We start from the raw sequence: 23,715 nt of genomic DNA, 5'->3' as shown, positions 1-23,715 counted from the left end.
CGCCATGAGTCGTGAAGCTTTGCAGGAATCGCTGTCCGCGGTGATGGATAACGAAGCGGACCAACTGGAACTGCGTCGAGTGCTCAACGCCATCGACGACACCGAAACTCGTGCTACCTGGTCGCGTTACCAGGTAGCCCGTGCAGCCATGCACAAGGAATTGCTGCTGCCGAATCTGGATATCGCCTCGGCCGTTTCCGCGGCGCTTGAAGAAGAAGCTGCCCCGGCCAAGGCCAAGGCAGGTCCATGGCGCAGCCTGGGACGTCTGGCAGTTGCCGCTTCGGTGACCGTGGCTGTGCTGGCAGGTGTTCGCCTGTACAACCAGGACGAGATCAGCGGTGCGGAACTGGCTGTTCAGCAGCCTGTTCAGCAAGGCTTGAGCATGCCGCAGACCCAAGGTCCGGCGGTGCTGGCGGGCTACACCGAAAGCAGCGAGCCAACGACTGGCCCGATGGCTAATGGTGTCTTGCAGAACCAGGCCGGTTGGGACCAGCGTCTGCCTGGCTATCTGCGCCAGCATGCTCAGGAATCGGCGCTCAAGGGCACTGAAACCGCTCTGCCTTACGCACGTGCAGCCAGCCTGGAAAATCGCTGAGTAAGGAGGATCATGCGCGCGCTTCCTCTCCTGCCGCTGCTGTTAAGCAGCTGCATGACGGTGCCGGCATTGGCAGCCAATTCATCGCCCCAGGCGACCGATTGGTTGAACAAGCTGGCACAGGCCGAGCAAGGACAGAGTTACCAGGGATCTTTCGTCTACGAGCGTAACGGCAGCTTCTCCTCCCACGACATCTGGCATCGCGTCCAGGGCGGCAAGGTCCATGAGCGACTCTTGCAGCTCGACGGCGTGGCGCAGGAGGTAGTGCGAGTGGATGGCAAGGTCCAATGCGTAAGTCGGTCCCTGGTCAGCGGAGTGGGTGCCCCACCTGATTCCGCGCCGCGTGTACTCGATCCTCTGAAGCTGATGAGCTGGTACGATCTGAAGATCGCGGGTGAAGCCCGCGTCGCCGATCGCAATGCGGTGATCGTTACGCTTACACCTCGTGACCAGCATCGCTATGCGTTCGAACTGCATCTGGACAAGCAGACCGGCTTGCCGTTGCGCTCCCTGATGCTCAATGCCAAGGGGCAGTTGCTGGAGCGTTTCCAGATGACTCGCCTCGATACCCAGGACTTGCCCACCGATGCTGACCTCAAGGCCAGTGCCGCGTGCAAGCCTGTCCAGCGTTCCCCTGTCGGTGCTGCGGATGCAGTTGTCGGCTGGCGTTCCGACTGGTTACCACCAGGTTTCGAACTGGTCGGTAGCTCGATCCGGCGTGATCCCGAGCGCAAGAGCGCCGTCAGTAGTCTCATGTACGATGATGGCCTGGCACGCTTTTCAGTCTTCCTGGAGCCGGTCAAGGATAACGCAGGCACTGACACACGCGCCCAATTAGGGCCTACTGTGGCTGTGTCGCGTCATTTCACCACGCCCAAGGGCAAGGTGATGGTTACCGTGGTTGGGGAAATTCCCTTGGGCACCGCCGAACGCGTGGCCCTTTCCATGAGAGCCCAGGATGTACAGGCGCGACAATGACGGAATGCCGCTCTCGCGGTAGTCGGCGCGAAACGGCTGAAATGAAATTTAAGTATTGTCATTTGCAAAATCGCCGTAAATTTTCTATAGGTCAGGCTTCCTGGAGTCTGGCCTTTGCTGCGTCTGCAGGGACCTTACTGCTAACTACGCTCGTTGTGACGGGAGCCGTATGTCAATACCACGCTTGAAACCCTATCTGTCGATGTTCGCCGCCGTGCTCATGCTCGGGCAGGTGCTCACCGCGCAGGCTGAAGAAGCCTTGCCGGATTTCACCAGCCTTGTCGAGCAGGCCTCGCCCGCGGTGGTGAATATCAGTACCAAGCAGAAGCTGCCGGACCGGCGTATCGCCGCAGGCCAGATGCCGGATCTCGAAGGCCTGCCACCGATGTTCCGCGAGTTCTTCGAGCGCAACATCCCGCAGCAGCCGCGTTCTCCCCGTGGCGATCGCCAGCGCGAGGCGCAGTCGCTTGGTTCGGGTTTCATCATTTCGGATGATGGCTATGTGCTGACCAACAACCATGTGGTCGCCGATGCCGACGAGATCATCGTCCGCCTGTCCGATCGAAGCGAGTTGCAGGCCAAGCTGGTCGGTACCGATCCACGCACTGACGTAGCCTTGCTCAAGGTTGAGGGCAAGAACCTGCCAATGGTCAAGCTGGGTGATTCCGAGCGGCTGAAGGTCGGCGAGTGGGTGCTGGCCATCGGTTCCCCGTTCGGCTTCGACCATTCGGTCACCAAAGGGATCGTCAGTGCCAAGGGGCGTACCCTGCCAAACGACACCTACGTACCGTTCATCCAGACCGATGTGGCCATCAACCCCGGCAACTCCGGTGGTCCGCTGTTCAACATGAAGGGCGAAGTGGTCGGTATCAACTCGCAGATCTTCACGCGCTCCGGCGGATTCATGGGCCTGTCCTTCGCCATTCCGATCGATGTGGCCTTGGATGTTTCCAACCAGCTGAAGAAGGACGGCAAGGTCAGCCGTGGCTACCTGGGCGTCGTGATTCAGGAGGTCAACAAGGACCTGGCCGAATCCTTCGGTCTCGACAGGCCCGCAGGTGCCCTGGTGGCCCAGGTGCTTGAAGATGGTCCGGCTGCCAAGGGCGGTCTGCAGGTGGGCGACGTGATCCTCAGCATGAATGGCCAGCCGATCGTCATGTCGGCCGATCTTCCTCATCTGGTCGGCAGCCTCAAGGATGGCGACAAGGCCAAGCTGGAGATCATTCGCAACGGCAAGCGTCAAAACCTGGATGTCGCTGTTGGTGCGTTGCCGGATGAAGACCAGGACATCGGCACGGGTGCTGGCAAGGGTGTCGAACGCAGCAGCAACCGCCTGGGCGTTGCCGTGGCCGACCTGAACGATGAGCAGAAGAAGAGTCTCGAGCTCAAGGGTGGCGTGGTCATCAAGGAAGTCCAGGATGGTCCGGCGGCACTGATCGGGCTACGCCCGGGCGATGTCATCAGCCACCTGAACAATCAGGCGATCGTTTCGGCCAAGCAGTTCACCGAGATCGCCAAGGATCTGCCGAAGAATCGTTCGGTATCCATGCGTGTGCTGCGTCAAGGGCGTGCAAGCTTCATTACCTTCAAGCTCGCGGAGTAAGCTCGTCGTGATGTAGGAAAGGGCAGCTCAGGCTGCCCTTTTTCGTATCTGGTGGCGGCGATGCCGTGATGGAATGAGGGCCGGGGCTAAATCGCCGGGCGACGGCCCATCAGGAATCTCCCATAACCCTGCTGCTTGAGGTACAATTCCCGGCTATTTTTCGGCGGGCGTCCGGCTCGCAGCCTTTTCGAGTGTTGACCCGTGAGTGATTTGAGTCATATCCGCAATTTCTCCATCATCGCCCACATCGACCATGGCAAGTCGACGCTGGCCGACCGTTTCATCCAGATGTGCGGTGGCTTGACCGCGCGCGAAATGGAAGCCCAAGTCCTCGACTCCATGGACCTTGAGCGCGAGCGCGGGATCACCATCAAGGCCCACAGCGTCACGCTCCATTACAATGCGCGGGACGGCAAGACCTACCAGCTCAACTTCATCGACACCCCAGGCCATGTCGACTTCACCTACGAAGTCAGCCGTTCCCTGGCCGCGTGCGAAGGCGCGCTGCTGGTCGTGGACGCCGGCCAGGGCGTCGAGGCGCAGTCGGTAGCCAACTGCTACACCGCCATCGAGCAGGGCTTGGAAGTCATGCCGGTCCTCAACAAGATGGACCTGCCCCAGGCCGACCCGGACCGCGTCAAGGACGAGATCGAGAAGATCATCGGTATCGATGCGACCGATGCCGTGGCCTGCAGCGCCAAGAGCGGCTTGGGTGTCGACGAGGTGCTCGAGCGCCTGGTCCAGACCATCCCTGCCCCTACGGGCGATATCGATGCGCCGTTGCAAGCGCTGATCATCGACTCCTGGTTCGACAACTACCTTGGCGTGGTGTCCCTGGTGCGCGTGCGCCATGGTCGCGTCAAGAAGGGCGACAAGATCCTGGTCAAGTCCACCGGCAAGGTGCACCTGGTCGACAGCGTCGGCGTCTTCGCTCCAAAGCATACCCAGACCGCCGACCTCAAGGCGGGCGAGGTGGGCTTCATCATCGCCAGCATCAAGGAAATCCTTGGCGCCCCCGTCGGCGATACCCTGACCCTCAGCTCGACGCCCGAAGTCGAGGTCCTGCCAGGCTTCAAGAGAATCCAGCCGCAGGTCTACGCCGGTCTGTTCCCGGTCAGCTCCGAGGATTTCGAGGACTTCCGCGACGCCCTGCAGAAGCTGACCCTGAACGATTCGTCGCTGCAATACCTGCCGGAAAGCTCCGATGCCCTGGGTTTCGGTTTCCGCTGCGGTTTCCTCGGCATGCTGCACATGGAGATCATCCAGGAGCGCCTGGAGCGCGAATACGACCTGGACCTGATCACCACCGCGCCTAGCGTAATCTTCGAGGTCAAGCTCAAGACCGGCGAAACCATTTACGTCGACAACCCCTCGAAGTTGCCGGACGTCTCCTCGGTGGAGGATTTCCGCGAGCCGATCGTTTCGGCGAACATCCTCGTGCCACAGGAGCACCTGGGCAACGTCATCACCCTGTGTATCGAGAAGCGCGGCGTCCAGCGCGACATGCAGTTCCTCGGCGCCCAGGTGCAGGTGCGTTACGACCTGCCGATGAACGAAGTGGTACTGGACTTCTTCGATCGCCTGAAGTCGACCAGTCGCGGATACGCTTCGCTGGACTATCATTTCGATCGCTACCAGTCGGCCAACCTGGTCAAGCTGGATGTGCTGATCAACGGCGACAAGGTCGATGCCCTGGCGTTGATCGTGCACCGTGACAACGCGCACTACAAAGGACGCGCGTTGACCGAGAAGATGAAGGAACTGATTCCTCGGCAGATGTTCGACGTCGCGATCCAGGCCGCCATCGGTGGCCAGATCGTTGCCCGGACCACTGTCAAGGCACTCAGAAAGAACGTACTGGCCAAATGCTACGGCGGCGACGTCAGCCGCAAGCGCAAGCTGTTGGAGAAACAGAAGGCCGGTAAGAAACGCATGAAGCAGGTGGGTAACGTGGAGATTCCACAGGAAGCCTTCCTTGCCGTGCTCAGGTTGGATAGCTAGGTCCTATGTCGCTAAATTTCCCGCTGTTGCTCGTCATTGCCGTTGCCGTGTGCGGTCTGTTGGCCCTGGTCGACCTTCTATTCCTGGCGCCTCGCCGGCGGACGGCGATCACCAACTACCAGGGTAGCGTCAGCCAGCCCGAAGTGGCGGTGGTCGAACGCCTGAACAAGGAGCCCTTGCTGGTCGAATACGGCAAGTCGTTCTTCCCGGTGCTGTTCATCGTGCTGGTACTGCGTTCGTTTCTGGTCGAGCCGTTCCAGATCCCCTCGGGGTCGATGAAACCGACCCTCGAGGTGGGTGATTTCATCCTGGTGAACAAGTTCTCCTATGGCATTCGCTTGCCAGTGATCGACAAGAAGATCATCGAAGTCGGCGAGCCGCAGCGCGGCGACGTCATGGTGTTCCGCTATCCCAGCGACCCGAACGTCAACTACATCAAGCGGGTGATCGGCCTGCCGGGCGACCAGATCCGCTACACCAACGACAAGCGCCTGTACGTGAACGGACAGCCGATTGCCGAGCGACTGGTCGGTACCGAACCGGGCACCTTGGGCAGCGCCGAGCTGTACAAGGAAAAACTCGGTGAGGTGGAGCACCTGATCCGCAAGGAGATGGCCCGCTACCGCATGCCGCCGGACCAGCAATGGACCGTGCCGGCGGGTCACTACTTCATGATGGGCGACAACCGCGACAACTCCAACGACAGCCGTTACTGGGACGATCCGAACATCCCGAAGGAGCTGCACGGCATGGTTCCGGACCGGAACATCGTCGGCAAGGCCTTTGCGGTCTGGATGAGCTGGCCCGAGCCCAAGCTCAGCCACCTGCCCAACCTGTCGCGGGTTGGCCTGATCCAGTAACAACCAAACGGCGTTGCCACCCAGGCAGCGCCGAATGCTTTTCTGACATAGGCTGTGCTTTCAGGGACCGAAGGATTGCGCCGCACCCGTTGCGTCGTGACACAGTCAAACAGTCTTTCAGGATGTTGATTTGAATAATGTGTTGAATTCGGCGGTCTCTCCAAGTGGGATGCCGCATCGAGTGGCCAAGCGTAACGAGCGGGTGGGTGCATGAGTGCTTCCCTGAGCCGCCTGGAGCGCAAGCTCGGCTACACCTTCAAGAATCAGGACCACATGTTGCTGGCCCTGACCCATCGCAGCTACGCGGGGCGCAATAACGAGCGCCTGGAGTTCCTGGGCGATGCCATCCTCAACTTCGTCGCCGGCGAGGCCCTTTACGAGCGCTTCCCGCAAGCGCGCGAAGGCCAGCTGTCGCGCCTGCGGGCGCGGCTGGTCAAGGGTGAGACACTTGCACGCCTGGCGCGCGGTTTCGACCTGGGCGAATACCTTCGTCTGGGCTCGGGCGAGCTCAAGAGCGGTGGCTATCGCCGCGAGTCGATCCTTGCCGATGCGCTCGAGGCGCTGATCGGTGCGATCTATCTGGATGCCGACATGGAGGCCGCTCGCGAGCGTATCCTGGCCTGGCTGACCGACGAGTTCGAGGGCCTGACCCTGGTCGACACCAACAAGGACCCCAAGACCCGCCTGCAGGAGTTTCTGCAGTCGCGTGGTTGCGAACTGCCGCGTTACGAGGTGGTGGACATCCAGGGCGAGCCCCATTGCCGTACCTTCTTCGTCGAATGCGAAGTGGTCCTGCTGAACAACAAGAGCCGTGGCCAGGGCGTGAGCCGGCGTATCGCCGAGCAGGTCGCCGCCGCCGCCGCATTGATCGCCCTGGGCGTGGAGAATGGCAATGACTGAGAACAATCCGACCCGCTGTGGCTATGTGGCCATCGTCGGCCGACCCAACGTCGGCAAGTCGACCTTGCTCAACCATATCCTCGGCCAGAAGCTGGCGATCACCTCGCGCAAGCCTCAGACTACGCGTCACAACATGCTCGGTATCAAGACCGAGGGCGATGTCCAGGCGATCTATGTCGACACGCCAGGCATGCACAAGGCCAATGACAAGGCCTTGAACCGCTACATGAACAGGACCGCCTCGGCTGCCCTCAAGGACGTGGACGTGGTGATCTTCGTGGTCGACCGCACCCGTTGGACCGACGAGGATCAACTGGTGCTCGAACGCGTTCAATACGTCCAGGGCCCGGTCATCCTCGCGGTCAACAAGACCGACCGCATCGAGGAAAAGGCCGAGCTGATACCGCACTTGCAGTGGCTGCAGGAGCAGTTGCCCAACGCCGAGGTCGTGCCGATCTCCGCTCAGCAGGGGCATAATCTGGACGCCCTCGAGGCGTTGATCGCCAAGCAGCTTCCCGAGAACGAGCATTTCTTCCCGGAAGACCAGATCACCGATCGCAGCAGCCGTTTCCTGGCCGCGGAACTCGTCCGCGAGAAGATCATGCGTCAGCTCGGCGCCGAGCTGCCGTACCAGATCACCGTGGAGATCGAGGAGTTCAAGCAGCAGGGGCACGTGTTGCATATCCATGCGCTGATCCTGGTCGAGCGCGATGGCCAGAAGAAGATCATCATTGGCGACAAGGGCGAGCGCATCAAGCGCATCGGCTCCGAGGCGCGCAAGGACATGGAGCTGCTGTTCGATTCCAAGGTCATGCTCAACCTCTGGGTCAAGGTCAAGGGCGGCTGGTCCGACGATGAGCGCGCTTTGCGTTCCCTGGGCTACGGCGACCTGTAACCCCTTGCGGCCCGGATCTTCCGGGCCGCCTTGCCTTCCGGGCCATCCTCATGGAACAACCCGTCGGCCAGCCAGCCTTTGTGCTGCACAGCCGCGCCTATCGCGAAACGAGTGCCTTGGTGGACTTCCTTACGCCACAGGGGCTCGTGCGCGCGGTACTGCGTCGGGCGCGAGGCAAGGGCGGCAGCCTGGTACGGCCTTTCGTGCCACTCGAAGTCGAACTGCGCGGACGCGGTGAGTTGAAGAACGTCGGTCGTCTCGACAGCGTGGGTATCGCTACCTGGTTGAGCGGCGATGCGTTGTTCAGCGGCCTTTACCTGAACGAGCTGCTGATGCGGCTGCTGCCGGCGGAAGTTCCGCATCCGGCCATGTTCGAGCACTATACCCTGACCCTGCGCGCCCTCGCCGAGGGACGGGCACTGGAGCCGCTGCTGCGCGCGTTCGAGTGGCGTCTGCTGGACGAGCTGGGTTACGCCTTCTCGCTCGATCGGGACATCAACGACGATTCGCTCGAGGCCGAGGGGCTTTACCGTCTGCAGGTCGAGGCCGGCCTGGAGCGGGTACACCTGTTGCAGCCTGGGCTGTTCACCGGCGTCGAGCTGATGGCACTGGCCCAGGCCGATTGGCAGGCGCCGGGTGCCTTGCTCGCGGCCAAGCGCCTGATGCGTCAGGCCTTGGCCGCGCACCTGGGACCCAAGCCGCTGGTGAGTCGCGAGCTGTTTCGCAAGCGTTGATCACGACGTATGCTGTAGCGCTCAATCTTCAGGAGAGCGTTCCGTGACTCACAGCAACCGCATGCTTCTAGGCGTCAACATCGATCACGTGGCGACTCTGCGCCAGGCCAGGGGCACGCGCTACCCTGATCCGGTCAAGGCTGCGCTGGATGCCGAGGAAGCGGGCGCGGACGGTATCACCGTACATTTGCGCGAAGACCGTCGGCATATCCAGGATCGCGACGTGCTGCTGCTCAGGGATGTCCTCCAGACACGCATGAACTTCGAGATGGGCGTCACCGAGGAAATGATGGGTTTCGCCGAGAAGATTCGTCCGGCGCACATCTGCCTGGTCCCCGAAACCCGTCAGGAGCTGACGACCGAAGGTGGCCTCGATGTCGCGGGCCAGGAGGCGCGGATCAAGGCGGCGGTCGAGCGTCTGGCGCGCACGGGCGCCGAGGTCTCGTTGTTCATCGATGCCGAAGAGCGGCAGATCGAGGCGGCCCGTCGTGTGGGTGCCCCGGCCATCGAATTGCACACGGGGCGTTATGCCGATGCCCAGAGTCCGACCGATGTAGCCGATGAGCTCAAGCGCATCGTCGATGGCGTGGCATTCGGAGTTGGGCAGGGCCTTGTCGTCAATGCAGGTCACGGCCTGCATTATCACAACGTCCAGTCTGTGGCGGCGATCAAGGGCATCAACGAACTGAACATCGGCCATGCCCTGGTAGCCCATGCCCTGTTCGTCGGCTTCAAGGCGGCGGTGGCGGAAATGAAGGCGCTGATTCTGGCGTCCGCTGTCCGCTGAAAACCCTGCCGGGCACGTTCGCCATCGCGGCGCGCGTGCCGACCGGGTGAGAACTGCCTTTACTTGCGCGCGACCAGTGTCGCGCGGCGGGGCGCTGGCAGCCCTTCGATCGTACGGTCATGATCCGCTGGATCGAGAAAGTCGCTCAGGGACTGATAACGCATCCACTCGGTGCTGCGCTGTTCTTCGACAGTGGTGACACTGACATCGACGCACCGCACGTCTCGGAAACCCGCGCGTCGCAGCCAGCGCTCCAATGCGGGTACCGACGGCAGGAACCAGATATTGCGCATCTGTGCATAGCGGTCTTCCGGCACCAGTACCTGATGCTCGTCACCCTCGATCACCAGGGTTTCCAGCACCAGTTCCCCGCCGCGTACCAGGCAGTCCTTGAGCGCCAGCAAATGTTCTATGGGCGAACGACGGTGGTAGAACACGCCCATCGAAAACACCGTATCGAAGCCTTCAAGCTCCGCCGGCAAGTCTTCCAGGGTGAACGGCAGGTGCCACGCCGGCATGTCCGGCAGGTAACGCCGCACTGCCTGAAACTGACAGAAGAACAGCCAGTTGGGATCGACGCCGATGACCATCTCGGCTCCGGCGCCGAGCATGCGCCATTGGTAATAGCCATTGCCGCAGCCGACATCGAGGATGCGTTTGCCCTTGAGGTCCAGATGCGGACTGACCCTTGACCACTTCCAGTCCGAGCGCCATTCGGTGTCCACGTGCACGCCGAACAGATCGAAGGGCCCCTTGCGCCATGGCGACAGCCCCATGAGGGCCTGGCGCATCTGCACGCGGGTAGCCTCGTCACATGGGGTGTCCAGGCGCAGTCCTTCGACCAGGTCGATTTCGCTGGGCTGCAGTGGTGGCAGAGCGTCGAGTGCACTCTGCCAGCGTTCGAGGTCGCCATGGCCTTTTTCCAGCTTGGCTTCGAGTTGTGCTTGCAGGCCCCGGGACCAGGAGGCCAGAGGGGTAGCCGCCAGACGACGGACGAGAGGAGACAGATCGATCATGGCAAGGCTATCAGCGAAGTGAAGTTCAGGCATTGGAACCAGGGCACGACCTGGGAGAAGCCGGCGGCGCGCAGGCGCTCGCGGTGAGTTTCCAGGGTATCGGGTTTCATCACGTTTTCGATGGCGCTACGCTTCTGGGCGATCTCCAGGTCGCTGTAGCCATTGGCGCGCTTGAAGCCCAGGTGGAGCTCGGTCAGCAACGCCTGTTCCTGCGCATTTTCGAAGCACAGTTTTTCCGACAATATCAGCGCGCCCCCTGGCAGCAGGGCCTGGCGTATGCGGGTAAGCAACGCCAGGCGCTGTTCGGGAGCGACGAACTGCAAGGTGAAGTTCATCGCCACCACGGACGCCGGCTCCAGGGCAAGGTCCAGGATATCGGCCTCGAGCACGTGCACCGGGAGCAGTTCCTGGAACATCGAGTCCTGGGCCGTAAGGTACTGGCGGCATCGCTCGACCATGGCCGCGGAGTTGTCAACGGCAATGACCCGGCACTCCTCGCTGCGCACGTGTCGACGCAGGGCCTGGGTCACTGCGCCCAGCGACGCGCCGAGGTCATAGAGGGCAGTACCGGGCTGGGCGAATCGCGCCGCCAGTACGCCAATGTTCTCGACGATAGTGGGATAGCCCGGAACCGACCGTTTGATCATGTCCGGGAAGACCCTCACCACGTCTTCGTTGAAGACGAAGTCGGGAACCTGCTCCAGGGCTTGGGCGAATAGACGGTCGGGTTCTTTGCTCACGGCAATTCCAGCAGGGGAGAAGAAAAGCCGGCATTTTAACGCAGCCCGGTCTCACGTGCATCGATTGCGCCGCGCGAACGGCTTGCCAACTTGCGGCTAACGCACGGTCACGGCGCAGTCGAAAGTCTTCACAGGCTTTACCTCCGGTGCCCAAGGCTGCTGGTAGACCAGGATCAGGTGGCTCTCTCCTGGAGCCTTGGCCTGAAATCTCCACAGTGACCGCCCGGCGCTGCCGACCAGCCCGGCCTCTTCGGGGTCGGTGTACACCTCCGGCCCCAGGCTGCGCAGGATATTGGCCGCTGGGTGCTGAACCAGCCAGCGGTAACCCGTGGTGGGGTTGCTGGGTAGCCGCAGCGTAAGGATCTGCCCACTGACCAGGTCGATCGGGCACTGGCTGGCCTGCTCCAACATCATAGGCTCGTCAGGTGTGTGCGAGCAGGCAGCTATCAAGGGCAGGCCAAGGGCAACAAGCAGTCGAGTGGTTTTCACGTTAACTCCGGGTAGACAGCCCGATGCAGGCCCGGGCTTCGAGGAATCACTGCCAACTGCTGGTCAGTGTGCCATTGATCGTAAGTTCAGCGGGCCGAGCCATCGAGGGCTCGTTGCCAAGGACGAAGATCATGAATATTCAATCCCGTGAGTATGACCAGTTGCAAGAGCAAGCGGCCACTTTACCCAGTGCGCTGCTAAAGGGCATGAGCGAGCGTGATGGGCCGGATGAAGGCGGGCTGACCCTGACGCGTGAACACATCATCACGCTCAACAAGTATGCCAATTACGTGACCAGCCTGCCTGCCGGCCAGGACAACATGGTGCGCTGGCTGGGCTACACGAGCATCGCCGAAGCTGAGCTCACGCCTGAAGAAATGCTGTTGTTGTTCGGTGCCCTGCGCGCGCACGCGCGCCGTTGGGGCTCGTTGTCCGACCAGAGCAAGGGCCTGTCGATCGAGCTGGCCTCGGTGGCCAACTCCATCAATGCCGGTGGCAAGGTCATTATTGACGAATGCCGGAGGGTCCGTGCGCTGGGACCCGACAAGAAGAAGTGGGAGCAGATCATGTTCGGCGCGCCCGTCGCGCTCGATGCGCAAGACAAGAGAACGGTATCGACGCTGGTGGATTACATGATGATCCTCAAGGAGGACGTCAATCACTATGCCGGCCGCGTCGCGGCAGTGCTCAAGGAAACCGAGACCTTCCGCGACGAGGCACGTTTCAAGTTGATTCCAGCGGTCAGGCAAAAGGCTGTCGCCATCGACAGAACCAGGGGTAGTGGTGCCGTGGAGCGGTTGCGAGAGTCGATCGCAGACGTCGATAAAGAAATCGAACAGTTGAGCAAGGAGTATGACCAGTATGTGACGGCGGCGTTGTCCGGGCTTGCCGCAGGCCCTATCGGCGTTGCCATCACGGGCGGCATCTATGGCGCGAAAGCCGAGGAAGTACGCAAGGAGCGCAAGAAGTGCCAGGCGCAACGACGTACGTTTGCCGAGCAGTTGCGTGATCAGCTGAGCCTGGAAGGGCGCATGGAGGAACTGGGGACTTCCATGAGCGAACTGGATACGCGGTTGCAGGATGTCGTGACCGCGGCTTCCCACTTGCACACCGCCTGGCAGACGGTCGGCAGCTACATCGAAGCCTCGATGGAGAAACTCGGGAAAATCACCACGGGCCAGGAGTTGGCCAGGTTCATCTTCTATTTTTCCCAGTTTCTCTCGCAGTGGGCCTACATCGAAACGACCGCCCTGCGTCTGACCCACATCTTCGACGTAGCCATTTCGGCCCAATGAGAGTAGCCATCATGACTAATAAAGTTACCTTTTTGCATGCACAACCTGAAACCCTGGACCTGAGCAAGGTGCTTGCGGCAACCAACGCCTATACGCAGGTGTGGCAGCAAGGTACGTTCAAATTCCTGCCCGTGCTGCAGGAGTCCCTCGAGCGTCATATGAAACTGTTTCTCAACTGTCGCCAGAACATGGCGCACAATGCGCTGCGCGTCGTCGCGCAACTGCGGTCGGAACCCTTGCGGGATCTGCTCGAGATTCTGCAGCAGGAGGGCGATGACCCCGAGATCCTGGGAATCGCGCAGGATACGCTCGATGGCATACTCAGGAAGCTGAGGGAGCAAGTAGCGCATCTGGCTTGCGAACAACGTGCGTTGTCCAGCCTGCCCTTCTACGACGCCACCTCCGGCAAGACCCACCTGACCGGGGGACTGGTCGCTCAGCGCGAGAGTCAGCGACAGGTGGCGCTTCTGCTGGAGCACGAACAGCAAAAGCTGACCGCCCTCGAGCAATCGCTCACGACACTCGAAGCCAACGGTATCGAAACCCGGTTCGAAGGGGTGGTTCCTAGCTTGGAACAGCTCAGCGCCTTGGCCGCCCCAGGCGGCGAGGTCGTAGTTACTGCGCAAGCCGTTTCCAAGGCAGTCGAAGAGTTGAAAACGCTTCTTGGCGATCTTGTCGAAGGCATGCGCTATAGCCAACTGCAGAAAGAGCGACGCTCGAGGCGCAACCGTGTCCGTGACCTGCGCAAGCAACTGGACGAGGTGTCAGGGGCGATCAAGCAAGGCCAGAACAACCTCGAAAGCCTCGACGCATTGCCTGAGTTGCTGGAGCGCCGCAACGAATGGACAAGCGGGTTGGAGCGAGTCCGAGTGGTGCTCGAAAGCTTCGCTGGCCAGTTCGAGCAGCAGCGGATCCAGGATCGCGAACACGTTCGCCAGCTCGATGCATCGCTGCGTGAGTTGCTTGCCTATGAGTACGAGCTGTTGAACCAGGAACGTGTCCGAGGATAGAACCTGATAAGCGTGCGTATCCAGGAGGATACGCACGCCTTCAAGCATGGACATAGGCATGGCAAGGAAACCACATGATCGCGCAAGGACTGACATTCGAGCGTCTGCATGAGCAGGCGACGACGTTCCCACTGGGATTGATCAAGGCAATGAATCATCGGGAAGGTTCAAGGCCTGGCGGGTTGGTCCTGACTCCCGAATATGTCCGGGTACTTAGCCGCTATGCCGCCTACGTCGGCACTCTGCCGACGGACCTCGACCAGATTGTCGCCTGGCTGGGTTACAAGACCATCAGCGAGCCTGAACTGACACCTGCCTGTATGAGACTGTTGTTCATGGACCTTAGGCAGCATGCCCAGCGCTGGCCCGTCTTGCATGAACAGTGTCATGCACTCGCGGGGGAGCTCGCGACAGCCTGCTCGGCGATCGAACTGGCCGGCGAACGCTTTCGTGGGCAATTCGAAAGCCTGCGAATACAGCGGGACGAGTCACAGGGTCAGGCGACGCTGGGGGAGAAGGATTTACAGAGCGTCAGGCGGATGGCCGACAGCCTTGACCGGATGAACTCGGACGTGGACCGCTTCGATCAAAAGGTCGGCATGGTGCGAGCGCAATGCGAATATCTACGTGATCACGCGCGCTTTACACTGGTGCCTGAGGTACATGAAAAGAATCGAGCGGCCGAGCGCTATCAAGGCAATGGTGACGCTGACAATCTGCGCTGGGAAGTTTCATGGCTGGACACGGAGCTGTCGGGGCTGCGCCGTCAGTACAAGCGTTATGCGAGTCTGTCGATGGTTGCCTGGGCCGGAGGTCCGCTCGACCCGATCATCCAGCGATCCATTTACAGCAACAAAGCCCGCGAGGCCCGAAATCAGTATCACGCCTTGGAGGACCGCCGAATCCGCATAGGTCGCCTGTTGATTCATTTTTATACCTTGGAAGGGCGCATACAGATGCTCCGGGGTGAATTAGAGCAGCTGGAACTGGAATTGCTGGACGTCGTCACTTCGTGCGCGCATCTGCAAAGCACCTGGCAGACGGTCGAAACATACATTGATGCCTCGCGCGACAGGCTGTTAAAAGCCAAGTCCGCTCAAGAGCTCAGAACCTTGGTCATACGTTTCAACCAGTTCCTCGGCCAATGGACTTCCATCCGGGAAGAAGCTCTGCAGATGCAACGAGGCTTGCGCCAGGAGAGAAATCCGCGGGTCGGAAACCCCGCGGACACGATCAATTGAACAGCACCTTGGCGACATCACTGAAACGCTTGGCGAAATGCACCGTCAGGCCATCGCGCAGGTAATCCGGAAGCTCCTCGAAATCGCCTCGATTGGCTTCCGGCAATACCAGTTCGAATATCTTCTGGCGCCGTGCGGCTATCACTTTTTCCCGTACCCCCCCGATCGGCAGCACCTGACCGGTGAGCGTCAATTCGCCAGTCATGGCAACACCCTTCTTGGGCGCCATGTCGCGCGCCAGTGACAGCAAGGCGCTGGCCATGGTGATGCCTGCGCTGGGGCCGTCTTTCGGCGTGGCTCCTTCAGGGACATGCAGGTGAATGAACGCCTCGTTGAAGAAGCTCGGATCGCCACCGTACTGCGCAAGGTTGGAACTGACGAAACTGTAAGCGATTTCCGCCGACTCCTTCATCACATCGCCCAGCTTGCCGGTCAGCTTGAAGCCGCGGTTGAGGGTATGGATGCGCGTGGCTTCGATCGGCAAGGTGGCGCCGCCCATGCTGGTCCAGGCAAGCCCTGTGATCACGCCCTTGCCAGCCAGTACCTGCTCGCTGCGGAACACTGGAGTGCCAAGCGACGCCTCCAGGTCCTTGGGACCGATCCTGATCTTGCTATCGGGGTTTTCCAGAAGCTTCACCACCGCCTTGCGTACCAGCTTGCCCAACTGTTTCTCCAGTTGGCGAACTCCGGCTTCGCGAGCATAACCCTCGATGACCAGACGTAGCGCACTGTCGCTGATACTCAGGCTGGTCTTGGCCACGCCGGCTTTCTGCAACTGCTTGGGCCACAGGTGGCGCTTGGCGATGGCCAGTTTTTCTTCGGTGATGTAACCCGACAGGCGGATCACTTCCATGCGGTCGAGCAATGCGCTCGGGATAGAGTCGAGGGTGTTGGCGGTGCAGACGAACAATACCTTGGACAGATCCAGGCGCAGGTCCAGGTAATGGTCGAGGAAGTCGACATTCTGCTCCGGGTCGAGCGTTTCGAGCAGCGCTGATGCCGGATCGCCCTGATAGCTCTGGCCCATCTTGTCGATCTCGTCGAGCATGATGACTGGATTCATCACCTCCACATCCTTGAGTGCCTGCACGAGCTTGCCGGGCTGCGCGCCAATATAGGTCCGGCGATGGCCCTTGATCTCGGCCTCGTCGCGCATACCGCCGACGCTGAAGCGGTAGAAAGGCCGACCCAGTGATTCGGCAATGGACTTGCCGATGCTGGTCTTGCCGACACCGGGAGGCCCGACCAGCAGGATGATGGAGCCGCTGATCTCTCCTTTCCAGGCCCCTACGGCGAGGAACTCGAGAATACGGTCCTTGATATCGTCGAGCCCGGCATGGTGCTGGTCCAGTACCTTGCGGGCGTGCTTGAGATCCAGCTTGTCCTCGCCATAAAGGCCCCATGGCAGCGCCGTGGCCCACTCGAGGTAATTGCGGGTCACCGCGTATTCGGGCGAGCCGGTCTCCAGGATCGCCAGCTTGCCCATTTCGTCGTTGATCCGCTTCTTCGCGGCGGCGGGCAGGGTCTTGCCATTCAAGCGTTGTTCGAACTGTTCGATGTCGGCGCTACGATCGTCCTTGGTCAGCCCCAGCTCTTGCTGAATCACCTTGAGCTGTTCCTTGAGGAAGAACTCGCGCTGGTGCTCGCCGATCTGCCGATTGACCTCGGCGGAAATCTCGTTCTGCAAGCGCGCGACCTCGACTTCCTTGCGCAACATCGGCAGAACTTTTTCCATGCGCTTGAGCATCGGCACACAGTCCAGCACTTCCTGCAGCTGGCCACCTGTGGCCGATGTCAGCGCCGCGGCGAAATCGGTCAGGGGCGAGGGGTCGTTGGGACTGAAACGATTGAGATAATTCTTCAGTTCTTCGCTGTACAGCGGGTTGAGCGGCAACAGTTCCTTGATCGCGTTGATCAGGGCCATGCCATAGGCCTTGACCTCGTCAGTCGGATCCGCGGGCTGGCGCGGGTATTCGACCTCGACCAGATAGGGCGGGCGATGGTGCTTGAGCCAGGTACGGATGCGTACCCGGGTCAGGCCCTGGGCCACGAACTGCAGTTTGCCGTTTTCACGGCTGGCATGATGTACCTTGACCAGGGTGCCATACAGCGGCAAGGCCGAGGTGTCGAAGTGTCGGTGGTCTTCGGCCGGGGTGTCCATGAAGAACAGGGCCAGGGAGTGATGCGGCGTCTTGGCCACGAGGTCGAGGGTTTCCGCCCAGGGCTCCTCATTGACGATGACGGGCAATACCTGTGCCGGGAAGAAAGGACGGTTGTGGATCGGGATCACATAGACCTTGTCCGGCAACTGTTGGCCGGGCAGCGCCAGGTGGTGTCCGGCGGCCGAAGCAGCTTCGAGGTGTTCGACTTCACTGTGTTCGTCGGGCTGTTCCGGAAGATCCTGCTGATCGCTCATGGGGCACCTGCGTGAATGGCTATGGTGCTTAGATGGGGCAGGGGGCCAAGGGTTTCAACCCGCGCGCCCTTGTCATGCTGCAAGGGCGCTTTCTTTCGGGCCGCAAGCGGCGGGAAGGAACCGGGATCAGCCGGCCCTTCCAGCCCCCTGGGGCACGCGGCCTCAGTCCGCGAGTTTGTAAGCGATGATGTAGTCGCCCATCTTGGTACCCAGCGAACCGTGGCCGCCGGCGGTCACCAGGACGTACTGCTTGCCATCCTTGCCGGTGTAGGTCATGGGAGTAGCCTGGCCGCCCGCGGGGAGGCGGGATTTCCAGAGTTCCTTGCCGTCGTTGGTGTCGTAGGCACGCAGGTACTGGTCGAGAGTGCCGCTGAGGAAGCCGACCCCGCCCGCGGTCACTATCGAGCCGCCCATGCTCGGTACACCTACCGGCAGGCCGATCGGTACAGGTGTGCTGTCACGGGTGGTGCCGTTCTTGTGTTTCCAGACGACCTTGTTGGTGAACAGGTCGATGGCCGCGACGTAACCCCAGGCGGGCGCCTGGCAGGGCACGCCAAGTGGCGACATGAACGGGTGCATGATGACCGCGTACGGCGCACCGGTGTTGGGCTGTACGCCACTGGTCTCGCTCTCGCGCTTGCTGCCCGCTTCGACCTGCTCACGCGGCACCATCTTCGAAACGAAGGCCATGTAGTTGGGCGAGGTGAACAGCAGCTGGCGGACCGGGTCGACCGAGACGCTGCCCCAGTTGAACACACCGACGTTACCCGGATAGATCAGGCTGCCCTGTTCCGAAGGCGGCGTGTACTGGCCCTCGTAGCGCAGTTCGCGGAACTGGATGCGGCAGAGCATCTGGTCGAACGGCGTTGCGCCCCACATGACTTGCTCGGTCAGGTCCGGGCCCAGCAGGTTGAGGTCCGATCGGGCTTGGGTCGGCGCGGTGTGATCGCCCTTGACGGCGCCCTGTGGAACCGGGATTTCACGGATCGGGACGATCGGGGTGCCGTCGCGGCGATCGAGCACGTACAGGCTGCCCTGTTTGGTCGGCGCGATAAGCGCAGGCTTGATGCCGTCGTCGGTCTTGAGGTGGACCAGAGTCGGCTGGCTACCGACATCCATGTCCCACAGATCGTGGTGAGTGAACTGATAGTTCCAGCGGACCTTGCCGGTCGCCAGGTCCAAGGCAACGATACCCGCGCTGAACTTCTCGGCACCCGGCGTGCGGGCGGCGCCCCATTGGTCAGGCGTCTGGTTGCCCAGCGGCAGGTAGACCATGCCCAGCTTCTCGTCGACGCTGGCCAGCGACCACATGTTCGCCGAATTGCGGCTGTAGGTCTTGCCTGGGGCAAGCGGCGCGGTTTCGTCCGGGTTGTTGCTGTCCCAGTTCCATACCAGGCGACCATCGTGCACATCGTAGGCGCGAATCACGCCGGAGGGCTCGTTGGTCGACTCGTTGTCGGTGACATGCCCCCCGATGATGATCAGGTCGCGGGTGATGGCCGCGGGCGAAGTGGAGTAGTAGCCGCCTGCGGTGAACGGGCCGATACCGGTCTTCAGGTCGATCACGCCCTGGTTGGCGAACTCCTCGCAGACCTTGCCGGTGTCGGCATTCAGCGCGATCAGGCGGGCATCGGCGGTAGGCAGGTACAGGCGACGCGGGCAGCTTTGCGCCACGGCTCGCCCAGGCTCCGAGACAATCGGGGCCGGGCTGCCGTCACGGCTGACGTAGTTGTTCTCGTCATAATAGGAAACACCGCGGCAGGTCATGTGGGCGAAGCCCTTGAACCCGACTGGGCTCTTGATCTGCGGATCGTAGCGCCAGATTTCGGCGCCGGTGTCGGGGTCCAAAGCCAGCACCTTGCTGTGAGCGGTGCAGGCGTACAGCATGCCGTTGACCTTCAGCGGCGTGTTCTGGTTGGTTAGCTCCACCGGGTCGTTATCGGTCGGCAGGTCGCCCGTCCGAATGCGCCAGGCTTCTTCCAGGCGATAGGCGTTTTGCGGGGTGATCTGGCGTAGCGGCGAGTAGCGGTCACCGTGTTCGGTACGGCCATAGGCCTGCCATTCGCCGTCGGGCATGGCCGGTGCCGCGCTGGCCATTTCGCTGCTGTCGCGACCCACTTCACCCAGGATCTCGCCCGGGTGAGTGAACTGGCTGCCAATGGCGGTAGCACCGGATGCAACGACTGCGACACCCAGCAATGCGGTGTTGATGCGTGAAACCGGACCGATCAGCGGACGCCGCGCCCACGGCAGCAGCAGAATCACGCCGATGGCGAACCAGATGGCCAGGCGCGGAACCAGTTGCCACCAGTCCAGGCCGACTTCCCACAGGGCCCAGACCGTGCTGCCCAGCAGCACCACGCCATACAGCCCCAGCCCGATACGGCGCAGGGACAGCAACAGCACACCGGACAGGGCAAAGCCCAGGCCGGCGATCAGGTAGTACAAGGAACCCCCCAGCTGGCTCAGCTTGATGCCGCCCGCTACCAGGGCCAGGCCCATCAGCAGCAGCAGCACGCCCAACAGGCGCGGTAGCCAGCGGGTTCCATTCTTGGCACCGTCAGTGCTCATCGTATGTTCTCCGTCAATTCAAGGGATGGTTTAGAAACTGCTCTGGATCTTGAGCCCGCCGACCACGGTGTCATCGACCTGCCCGACGCCACCGGGGTGGCGGATGTACTGCAGGTTCGGACGCACGGTGAGCCAGTCGGCCAGGTGAATGCCGTAATACAGCTCGGCGCTGTACTCGGTGTCCTGGACCGGCAGGTAGGCGGGATTGTCATAGTCATGAAGGCCGGCGGCCTGATTGGCCAGGCGGGCATTCTTGCGGTAGGCGGGGTTGACGTGCACGCGCGCGAGGGCGAAACCGATATCGTCCTTGACGCGGGCATCGAATGGCCCTTTGAACACCACACCTGCCTGTACGTAGTTGTCGATGGCATTGGTCTTTTTGTCATGCAATGTGGCATTGGCGAACAGGCTCAGCCCACGCGACTGGTCCGAAGCCAGCGAAGTGACCTGCTGCTGGGCCCCGAGCCAGAGGCCGTGCTTGCTGGAGCTGCTGCGGTACGCTTGACCGCTCAGTGCTGCCGCCTGGCCGCTGTCGTCCTTGTAAACATCTTGTGCCTTGGCATTACTGTAGTAGTACCCGGCGCGATATTCCCCCTTCAGGCCATTGACCCGCGGACTCCACACCAGTTCTATCGGCATGAGCGCGCCTTGGGTCCCGCTACCGCTGAGTTTGAAGCCATTTCCCGATTCCAGGTTCGAAGGGTTCTGCTCGAACACACCGATCTGGGCATACAGGTCATCGTGTAAGAAGTATCTGACACGCATTGCCCACTGGCTGACCGGCCAGTTGTACCAGATGCCGCCGACCCAGTTACCGACCTGAGAGCCGCAGAACGCCAGGTTCTGGAAGTCGCAGGGGAAGCTGTTGAAGTCTTCGCCCTCGCCGAAGCGACCGACTTTCACGTCCAGTGCGCCGTCGAGGTACTGCTGCTTGATCCACAGTTGCGTCAGTCGCCATGTCTGGCCACGTCCCCAGACTTCCTGGGCGGAGGTGAAACCGCCGACGCGCGGGTCGTTGATACGGTCGTTGCTGATATTGCTGCCGTGGCGCTCGGTGACGGTCAGCTGGAACTCGGTGCCCTGCCAGCCCAGGATCTTTTCCAGGTCAAGATGGCTACCAAAGGTGAACTGGTCGCTGTAGCGCGCGGTACGGTCCGAGTCGTATCCGCCGTGCAGGTTGCTGCCCATTTCCCCGGTATAGCCAAAGGTGAAGTCATAGCCCTGGCTGCGCAAAGCCTCTCGCTCGCCGCCCCAGTCGCCCAGCATCCAGGGTGAGTCGGAGGCAAACATTTCGCTGGCGAAGGTGAGGGCGGGCAGGCTGCAAAGCGAGAGAGCGAGGGCCGTGGCAAGAGGGCGTGGCGAAAGCAACTGGAGCATGAGATAGCGCTATCTTCTGATGATCGGGAAACGCGAATGCATCGGTGAGCAGGGCTCAGCGATGGGATAGGCGACAGGTCGAGAGCTGAAGCGTTTCAGCTTGCGGCGGGAGGATATACAGGATGTGTAAAGAAAAAAAGCTGTAAATGAAGAGTCACCCTTGCCGGATTCGTAATGGTCCGGCAAGGGGGTGTGTCAAAATGACGTACGCAGGCCTACTTCCAGACTGCGCCCGGGTGCTGGCGCGACATCACGCAGGATCGAACTGGCGTAGCGCACCTTCTGATCGGTCAGGTTTTCTCCGCGCACGAATGCCAGCCATTCGCTTGCGTCGATATCGAAGCGATAGCCCAGGCTGGCGCCCAGCGTGGTATAGCCATCGGTGCTGGTTTCGTTGGTGGGCTTGCGATGCTGCGAGGCGGCATGCTGGACATCCATGCGCGCCTGCCAGCGATCTCGTTTCCAGAGCAGGGCACTGTTCAGGCGCAAAGGCGAAATGCGCGGCAGAGGCTCGCCGCTGTCGAGATTCTTGGCACGGGTGTAGTCGCCGGACAACTCGAGGGCGAAGCTGCCGAGGCGGTTCTCGGACAACTGCCAGCGATCCTGGGCTTCGATGCCGTAGAAGCGCGCCCGCACACCTTGATAGAGATATTCGGGGAGATCGCCATCCTCGCCTTCGCGCAAGCTACCGGTGTTCGTCTGGCCGATGTAATTGCGCAAGTGGCTGTAGAACAGCCCAATGCTGCCTTTGTGGGTCGTGTTGTCGAAACGCAGGGCCAGATCGCCGGAGATGGCTTTCTCCTTGTTCAGCCCTGGATCACCTATTTCATAGGCACCAGTCGCCACATGCGCGCCATTGGCATACAGCTCGTAGAAGGTCGGCGCGCGTTCGGTGTAGCCAAGGTTGGCGGCCAGGGACCAGACCGGATCGAGCTGGTACACCGCACCCGAGGACAGGCTGGCTGCCGTGAAGCTGCTGGCGCTATTCGCATCGATGAAGTTTTCGTTGCCCTTGGCATCGGGGTCGACACGTGTGTGTTCCAGACGTGCGCCGAGGCTCAGGTCCAGGCGCTCGGTCGCCTTCCATTGCTCGAGCATGAACAGTGCCGCACTGTCGGTATCGGTGTGGGGAACGAAGGCTTCTTCCCCAAGGGCGGAGAATTCGTTGCGACTGACCTGTGCGCCGATCACCCCTTCGACGGGGCCCAGCGGCTGATGGCGGGCCTCGATCCGGGCTTCGTAACCCTTGTTCTTGAAGATGGTATTCACCTCGCCTTCTTCGATCTCGCGGTGCTGGTAGTCGGTGTAGCCCGCGTCGATCTTGAACGAGGTGAACGGGCCTTGCAGATCGCGCAGTTCCGAGGCGAACGCATAGTGATCCTGCTGCATGTCCAGGCGTACGCCGGGCTCGGCTACCGAGCCGTAGTTACTGTCGTAGCGGCTGTAGGAAAGTCCGGCGTAACCGTGATCCCAGTGATAGGCGCCACCGATCGCTGCGCCGTCCTGACGGCCATCGCTGTTCTTCAGGCGACCATGGGCGCCTGGCTCGTCGGCATCACGGACCTTGGCGCTGCGAGCGTAGCCAGGAATACGCAGGTCGTTGAACTGACGGCTGTTGGCGTCCAGGTGCAAGGCGAAGTTGCCGTTGCCCGCTTCAAGCTTGCCCGCGCTGCTGCGCGTGGTATCGGCACCACCATAGCGCAGCTCGCCCGCGCCATGAATGCCATCGATAGGGGAGGTGGGAATACGGTTGTCGAAGGTGTTGACCACTCCGCCGATAGCGTTGCCTCCATAGAGCAGCGCAGCGGGGCCACGAACGATCTCGATCCGCTCGACGGTACTGGGGTCCAGCGGCACTGCATGATCATAGGAAAGCGATGAGGCGTCCAAGGCACCTACGCCGTTGCGCAGAATGCGTATGCGGTCACCGTCGAGACCACGGATGACGGGGCGGCTGGCGCCCGGACCGAACCAGCTGGAGGCAACTCCGGGTTGCTTGTTGAGGGTTTCTCCCAAGCTGCCATGCAGTTGCTGGCGCAGGTCATCGCCTTCGAGCACTGTGCTGGGTGTAGCCAGTTGGCTGTTAGCCAGCGGATTGGCCGTGATCACCTGGGGCTCCAGCTCGACCGCCTGAGTAGGCGAAGAGGCCAGCCAGAGCGCGATGGCCAAGGGAGATAGCGGTAAGGGCAAGTGATGCATGTGGCGTG

General features: G+C 61.4%; 19 protein-coding genes. 12 read left to right on the top strand and 7 right to left on the bottom strand.

Annotation, left to right across the window (positions count from 1 at the left end; all coding sequences use genetic code 11):
• Positions 1-4: 4 nt before the first annotated feature.
• The 9 genes from G7009_RS16950 (at position 5) to pdxJ (ending at position 9,353) form a co-directional block, all read left to right on the top strand.
• Complete coding sequence (locus tag G7009_RS16950) at positions 5-595, top strand: RseA family anti-sigma factor (protein ID WP_181131211.1); 591 nt, start codon at positions 5-7, stop codon at positions 593-595.
• 12 nt (positions 596-607) lie between these two features.
• Positions 608-1,573 (top strand): MucB/RseB C-terminal domain-containing protein, encoded by a 966-nt coding sequence (locus G7009_RS16945; protein WP_181131210.1) that lies wholly within the window; start codon positions 608-610, stop codon positions 1,571-1,573.
• 202 nt (positions 1,574-1,775) lie between these two features.
• Entirely contained in the window at positions 1,776-3,176 is a 1,401-nt protein-coding gene (locus G7009_RS16940) for a DegQ family serine endoprotease (RefSeq protein WP_375139563.1), read from the top strand.
• A gap of 201 nt (positions 3,177-3,377) precedes the next feature.
• Positions 3,378-5,177 carry a translation elongation factor 4 gene (lepA, locus tag G7009_RS16935; RefSeq protein ID WP_181131208.1) on the top strand — a complete coding sequence of 600 codons (1,800 nt, stop codon included), beginning with the start codon at positions 3,378-3,380 and terminating at the stop codon, positions 5,175-5,177.
• Between the two features lie 5 nt (positions 5,178-5,182).
• Complete coding sequence (gene lepB / locus G7009_RS16930) at positions 5,183-6,037, top strand: signal peptidase I (RefSeq protein ID WP_181131207.1); 855 nt, start codon at positions 5,183-5,185, stop codon at positions 6,035-6,037.
• A 210-nt stretch (positions 6,038-6,247) separates the two neighbouring features.
• Positions 6,248-6,937, top strand: coding sequence for a ribonuclease III (gene rnc / locus G7009_RS16925; RefSeq protein WP_181131206.1), 690 nt, complete (start codon positions 6,248-6,250; stop codon positions 6,935-6,937).
• Positions 6,930-7,832 (top strand): GTPase Era, encoded by a 903-nt coding sequence (gene era / locus G7009_RS16920; RefSeq protein ID WP_181131205.1) that lies wholly within the window; start codon positions 6,930-6,932, stop codon positions 7,830-7,832. Before rnc ends, era begins: the two co-directional genes overlap by 8 nt.
• A 50-nt stretch (positions 7,833-7,882) precedes the next feature.
• Positions 7,883-8,566, top strand: a complete 684-nt coding sequence (recO, locus tag G7009_RS16915; protein ID WP_181131204.1) for a DNA repair protein RecO — start codon at positions 7,883-7,885, stop codon at positions 8,564-8,566.
• A gap of 61 nt (positions 8,567-8,627) precedes the next feature.
• Entirely contained in the window at positions 8,628-9,353 is a 726-nt protein-coding gene (gene pdxJ / locus G7009_RS16910; protein ID WP_219856636.1) for a pyridoxine 5'-phosphate synthase, read from the top strand.
• A gap of 59 nt (positions 9,354-9,412) precedes the next feature.
• Here the strand turns inward: pdxJ and cmoB are convergent, their stop codons facing one another.
• The 3 genes from cmoB to G7009_RS16895 form a co-directional block, all read right to left on the bottom strand.
• The gene (cmoB, locus tag G7009_RS16905; protein ID WP_181131202.1) at positions 9,413-10,369 is read right to left on the bottom strand and encodes a tRNA 5-methoxyuridine(34)/uridine 5-oxyacetic acid(34) synthase CmoB; all 957 of its coding nucleotides are present in this window, start codon (positions 10,367-10,369) and stop codon (positions 9,413-9,415) included.
• Complete coding sequence (gene cmoA, locus G7009_RS16900) at positions 10,366-11,109, bottom strand: carboxy-S-adenosyl-L-methionine synthase CmoA (protein WP_181131201.1); 744 nt, start codon at positions 11,107-11,109, stop codon at positions 10,366-10,368. Before cmoA ends, cmoB begins: the two co-directional genes overlap by 4 nt.
• Positions 11,110-11,205: 96 nt before the next feature.
• Positions 11,206-11,598, bottom strand: a complete 393-nt coding sequence (locus G7009_RS16895; RefSeq protein WP_181131200.1) for a protease inhibitor I42 family protein — start codon at positions 11,596-11,598, stop codon at positions 11,206-11,208.
• A gap of 131 nt (positions 11,599-11,729) precedes the next feature.
• Between G7009_RS16895 and G7009_RS16890 the strand changes: the two genes are divergently transcribed.
• From G7009_RS16890 to G7009_RS16880, 3 genes are all read left to right on the top strand, one after another.
• Positions 11,730-12,893 carry an alpha-xenorhabdolysin family binary toxin subunit A gene (locus G7009_RS16890; protein WP_181131199.1) on the top strand — a complete coding sequence of 388 codons (1,164 nt, stop codon included), beginning with the start codon at positions 11,730-11,732 and terminating at the stop codon, positions 12,891-12,893.
• Between the two features lie 11 nt (positions 12,894-12,904).
• Positions 12,905-13,903, top strand: a complete 999-nt coding sequence (locus G7009_RS16885; protein WP_181131198.1) for an alpha-xenorhabdolysin family binary toxin subunit B — start codon at positions 12,905-12,907, stop codon at positions 13,901-13,903.
• 74 nt (positions 13,904-13,977) lie between these two features.
• Positions 13,978-15,144, top strand: coding sequence for an alpha-xenorhabdolysin family binary toxin subunit A (locus G7009_RS16880; protein ID WP_181131197.1), 1,167 nt, complete (start codon positions 13,978-13,980; stop codon positions 15,142-15,144).
• On the opposite strand, the gene lon is transcribed toward G7009_RS16880, so the two are convergent.
• From lon to G7009_RS16860, 4 genes are all read right to left on the bottom strand, one after another.
• Entirely contained in the window at positions 15,137-17,560 is a 2,424-nt protein-coding gene (gene lon, locus G7009_RS16875; protein ID WP_181131196.1) for an endopeptidase La, read from the bottom strand. The genes G7009_RS16880 and lon overlap by 8 nt on opposite strands.
• A gap of 162 nt (positions 17,561-17,722) precedes the next feature.
• Positions 17,723-20,131, bottom strand: coding sequence for a glucose/quinate/shikimate family membrane-bound PQQ-dependent dehydrogenase (locus tag G7009_RS16870; protein WP_181131195.1), 2,409 nt, complete (start codon positions 20,129-20,131; stop codon positions 17,723-17,725).
• Positions 20,132-20,161: 30 nt separating this feature from the next.
• Positions 20,162-21,508: a carbohydrate porin gene (locus tag G7009_RS16865; RefSeq protein ID WP_181131194.1), complete on the bottom strand. Its 1,347-nt coding sequence runs from the start codon at positions 21,506-21,508 to the stop codon at positions 20,162-20,164.
• A 195-nt stretch (positions 21,509-21,703) separates the two neighbouring features.
• Positions 21,704-23,707 (bottom strand): TonB-dependent receptor, encoded by a 2,004-nt coding sequence (locus G7009_RS16860; protein WP_181131193.1) that lies wholly within the window; start codon positions 23,705-23,707, stop codon positions 21,704-21,706.
• Positions 23,708-23,715: the final 8 nt, after the last annotated feature.

The sequence above is a fragment of the Pseudomonas capeferrum genome (assembly GCF_013523055.1).
Lineage (GTDB): Bacteria > Pseudomonadota > Gammaproteobacteria > Pseudomonadales > Pseudomonadaceae > Aquipseudomonas > Aquipseudomonas capeferrum_A.
This window is presented reverse-complemented; position numbering and strand designations above follow the sequence as displayed.

Coding starts and splice junctions, on each gene's coding strand:
- G7009_RS16860 (WP_181131193.1), bottom strand. CDS start 23,707: ATGCATCACTTGCCCTTACCGCTATCTCCCTTGGCCATCGCGCTCTGG.
- lon (WP_181131196.1), bottom strand. CDS start 17,560: ATGAGCGATCAGCAGGATCTTCCGGAACAGCCCGACGAACACAGTGAA.
- G7009_RS16940 (WP_375139563.1), top strand. CDS start 1,776: ATGTTCGCCGCCGTGCTCATGCTCGGGCAGGTGCTCACCGCGCAGGCT.
- G7009_RS16945 (WP_181131210.1), top strand. CDS start 608: ATGCGCGCGCTTCCTCTCCTGCCGCTGCTGTTAAGCAGCTGCATGACG.
- G7009_RS16890 (WP_181131199.1), top strand. CDS start 11,730: ATGAATATTCAATCCCGTGAGTATGACCAGTTGCAAGAGCAAGCGGCC.
- rnc (WP_181131206.1), top strand. CDS start 6,248: ATGAGTGCTTCCCTGAGCCGCCTGGAGCGCAAGCTCGGCTACACCTTC.
- G7009_RS16865 (WP_181131194.1), bottom strand. CDS start 21,508: ATGCTCCAGTTGCTTTCGCCACGCCCTCTTGCCACGGCCCTCGCTCTC.
- era (WP_181131205.1), top strand. CDS start 6,930: ATGACTGAGAACAATCCGACCCGCTGTGGCTATGTGGCCATCGTCGGC.
- lepB (WP_181131207.1), top strand. CDS start 5,183: ATGTCGCTAAATTTCCCGCTGTTGCTCGTCATTGCCGTTGCCGTGTGC.
- pdxJ (WP_219856636.1), top strand. CDS start 8,628: ATGCTTCTAGGCGTCAACATCGATCACGTGGCGACTCTGCGCCAGGCC.
- cmoB (WP_181131202.1), bottom strand. CDS start 10,369: ATGATCGATCTGTCTCCTCTCGTCCGTCGTCTGGCGGCTACCCCTCTG.
- G7009_RS16880 (WP_181131197.1), top strand. CDS start 13,978: ATGATCGCGCAAGGACTGACATTCGAGCGTCTGCATGAGCAGGCGACG.
- recO (WP_181131204.1), top strand. CDS start 7,883: ATGGAACAACCCGTCGGCCAGCCAGCCTTTGTGCTGCACAGCCGCGCC.
- G7009_RS16885 (WP_181131198.1), top strand. CDS start 12,905: ATGACTAATAAAGTTACCTTTTTGCATGCACAACCTGAAACCCTGGAC.
- G7009_RS16950 (WP_181131211.1), top strand. CDS start 5: ATGAGTCGTGAAGCTTTGCAGGAATCGCTGTCCGCGGTGATGGATAAC.
- G7009_RS16870 (WP_181131195.1), bottom strand. CDS start 20,131: ATGAGCACTGACGGTGCCAAGAATGGAACCCGCTGGCTACCGCGCCTG.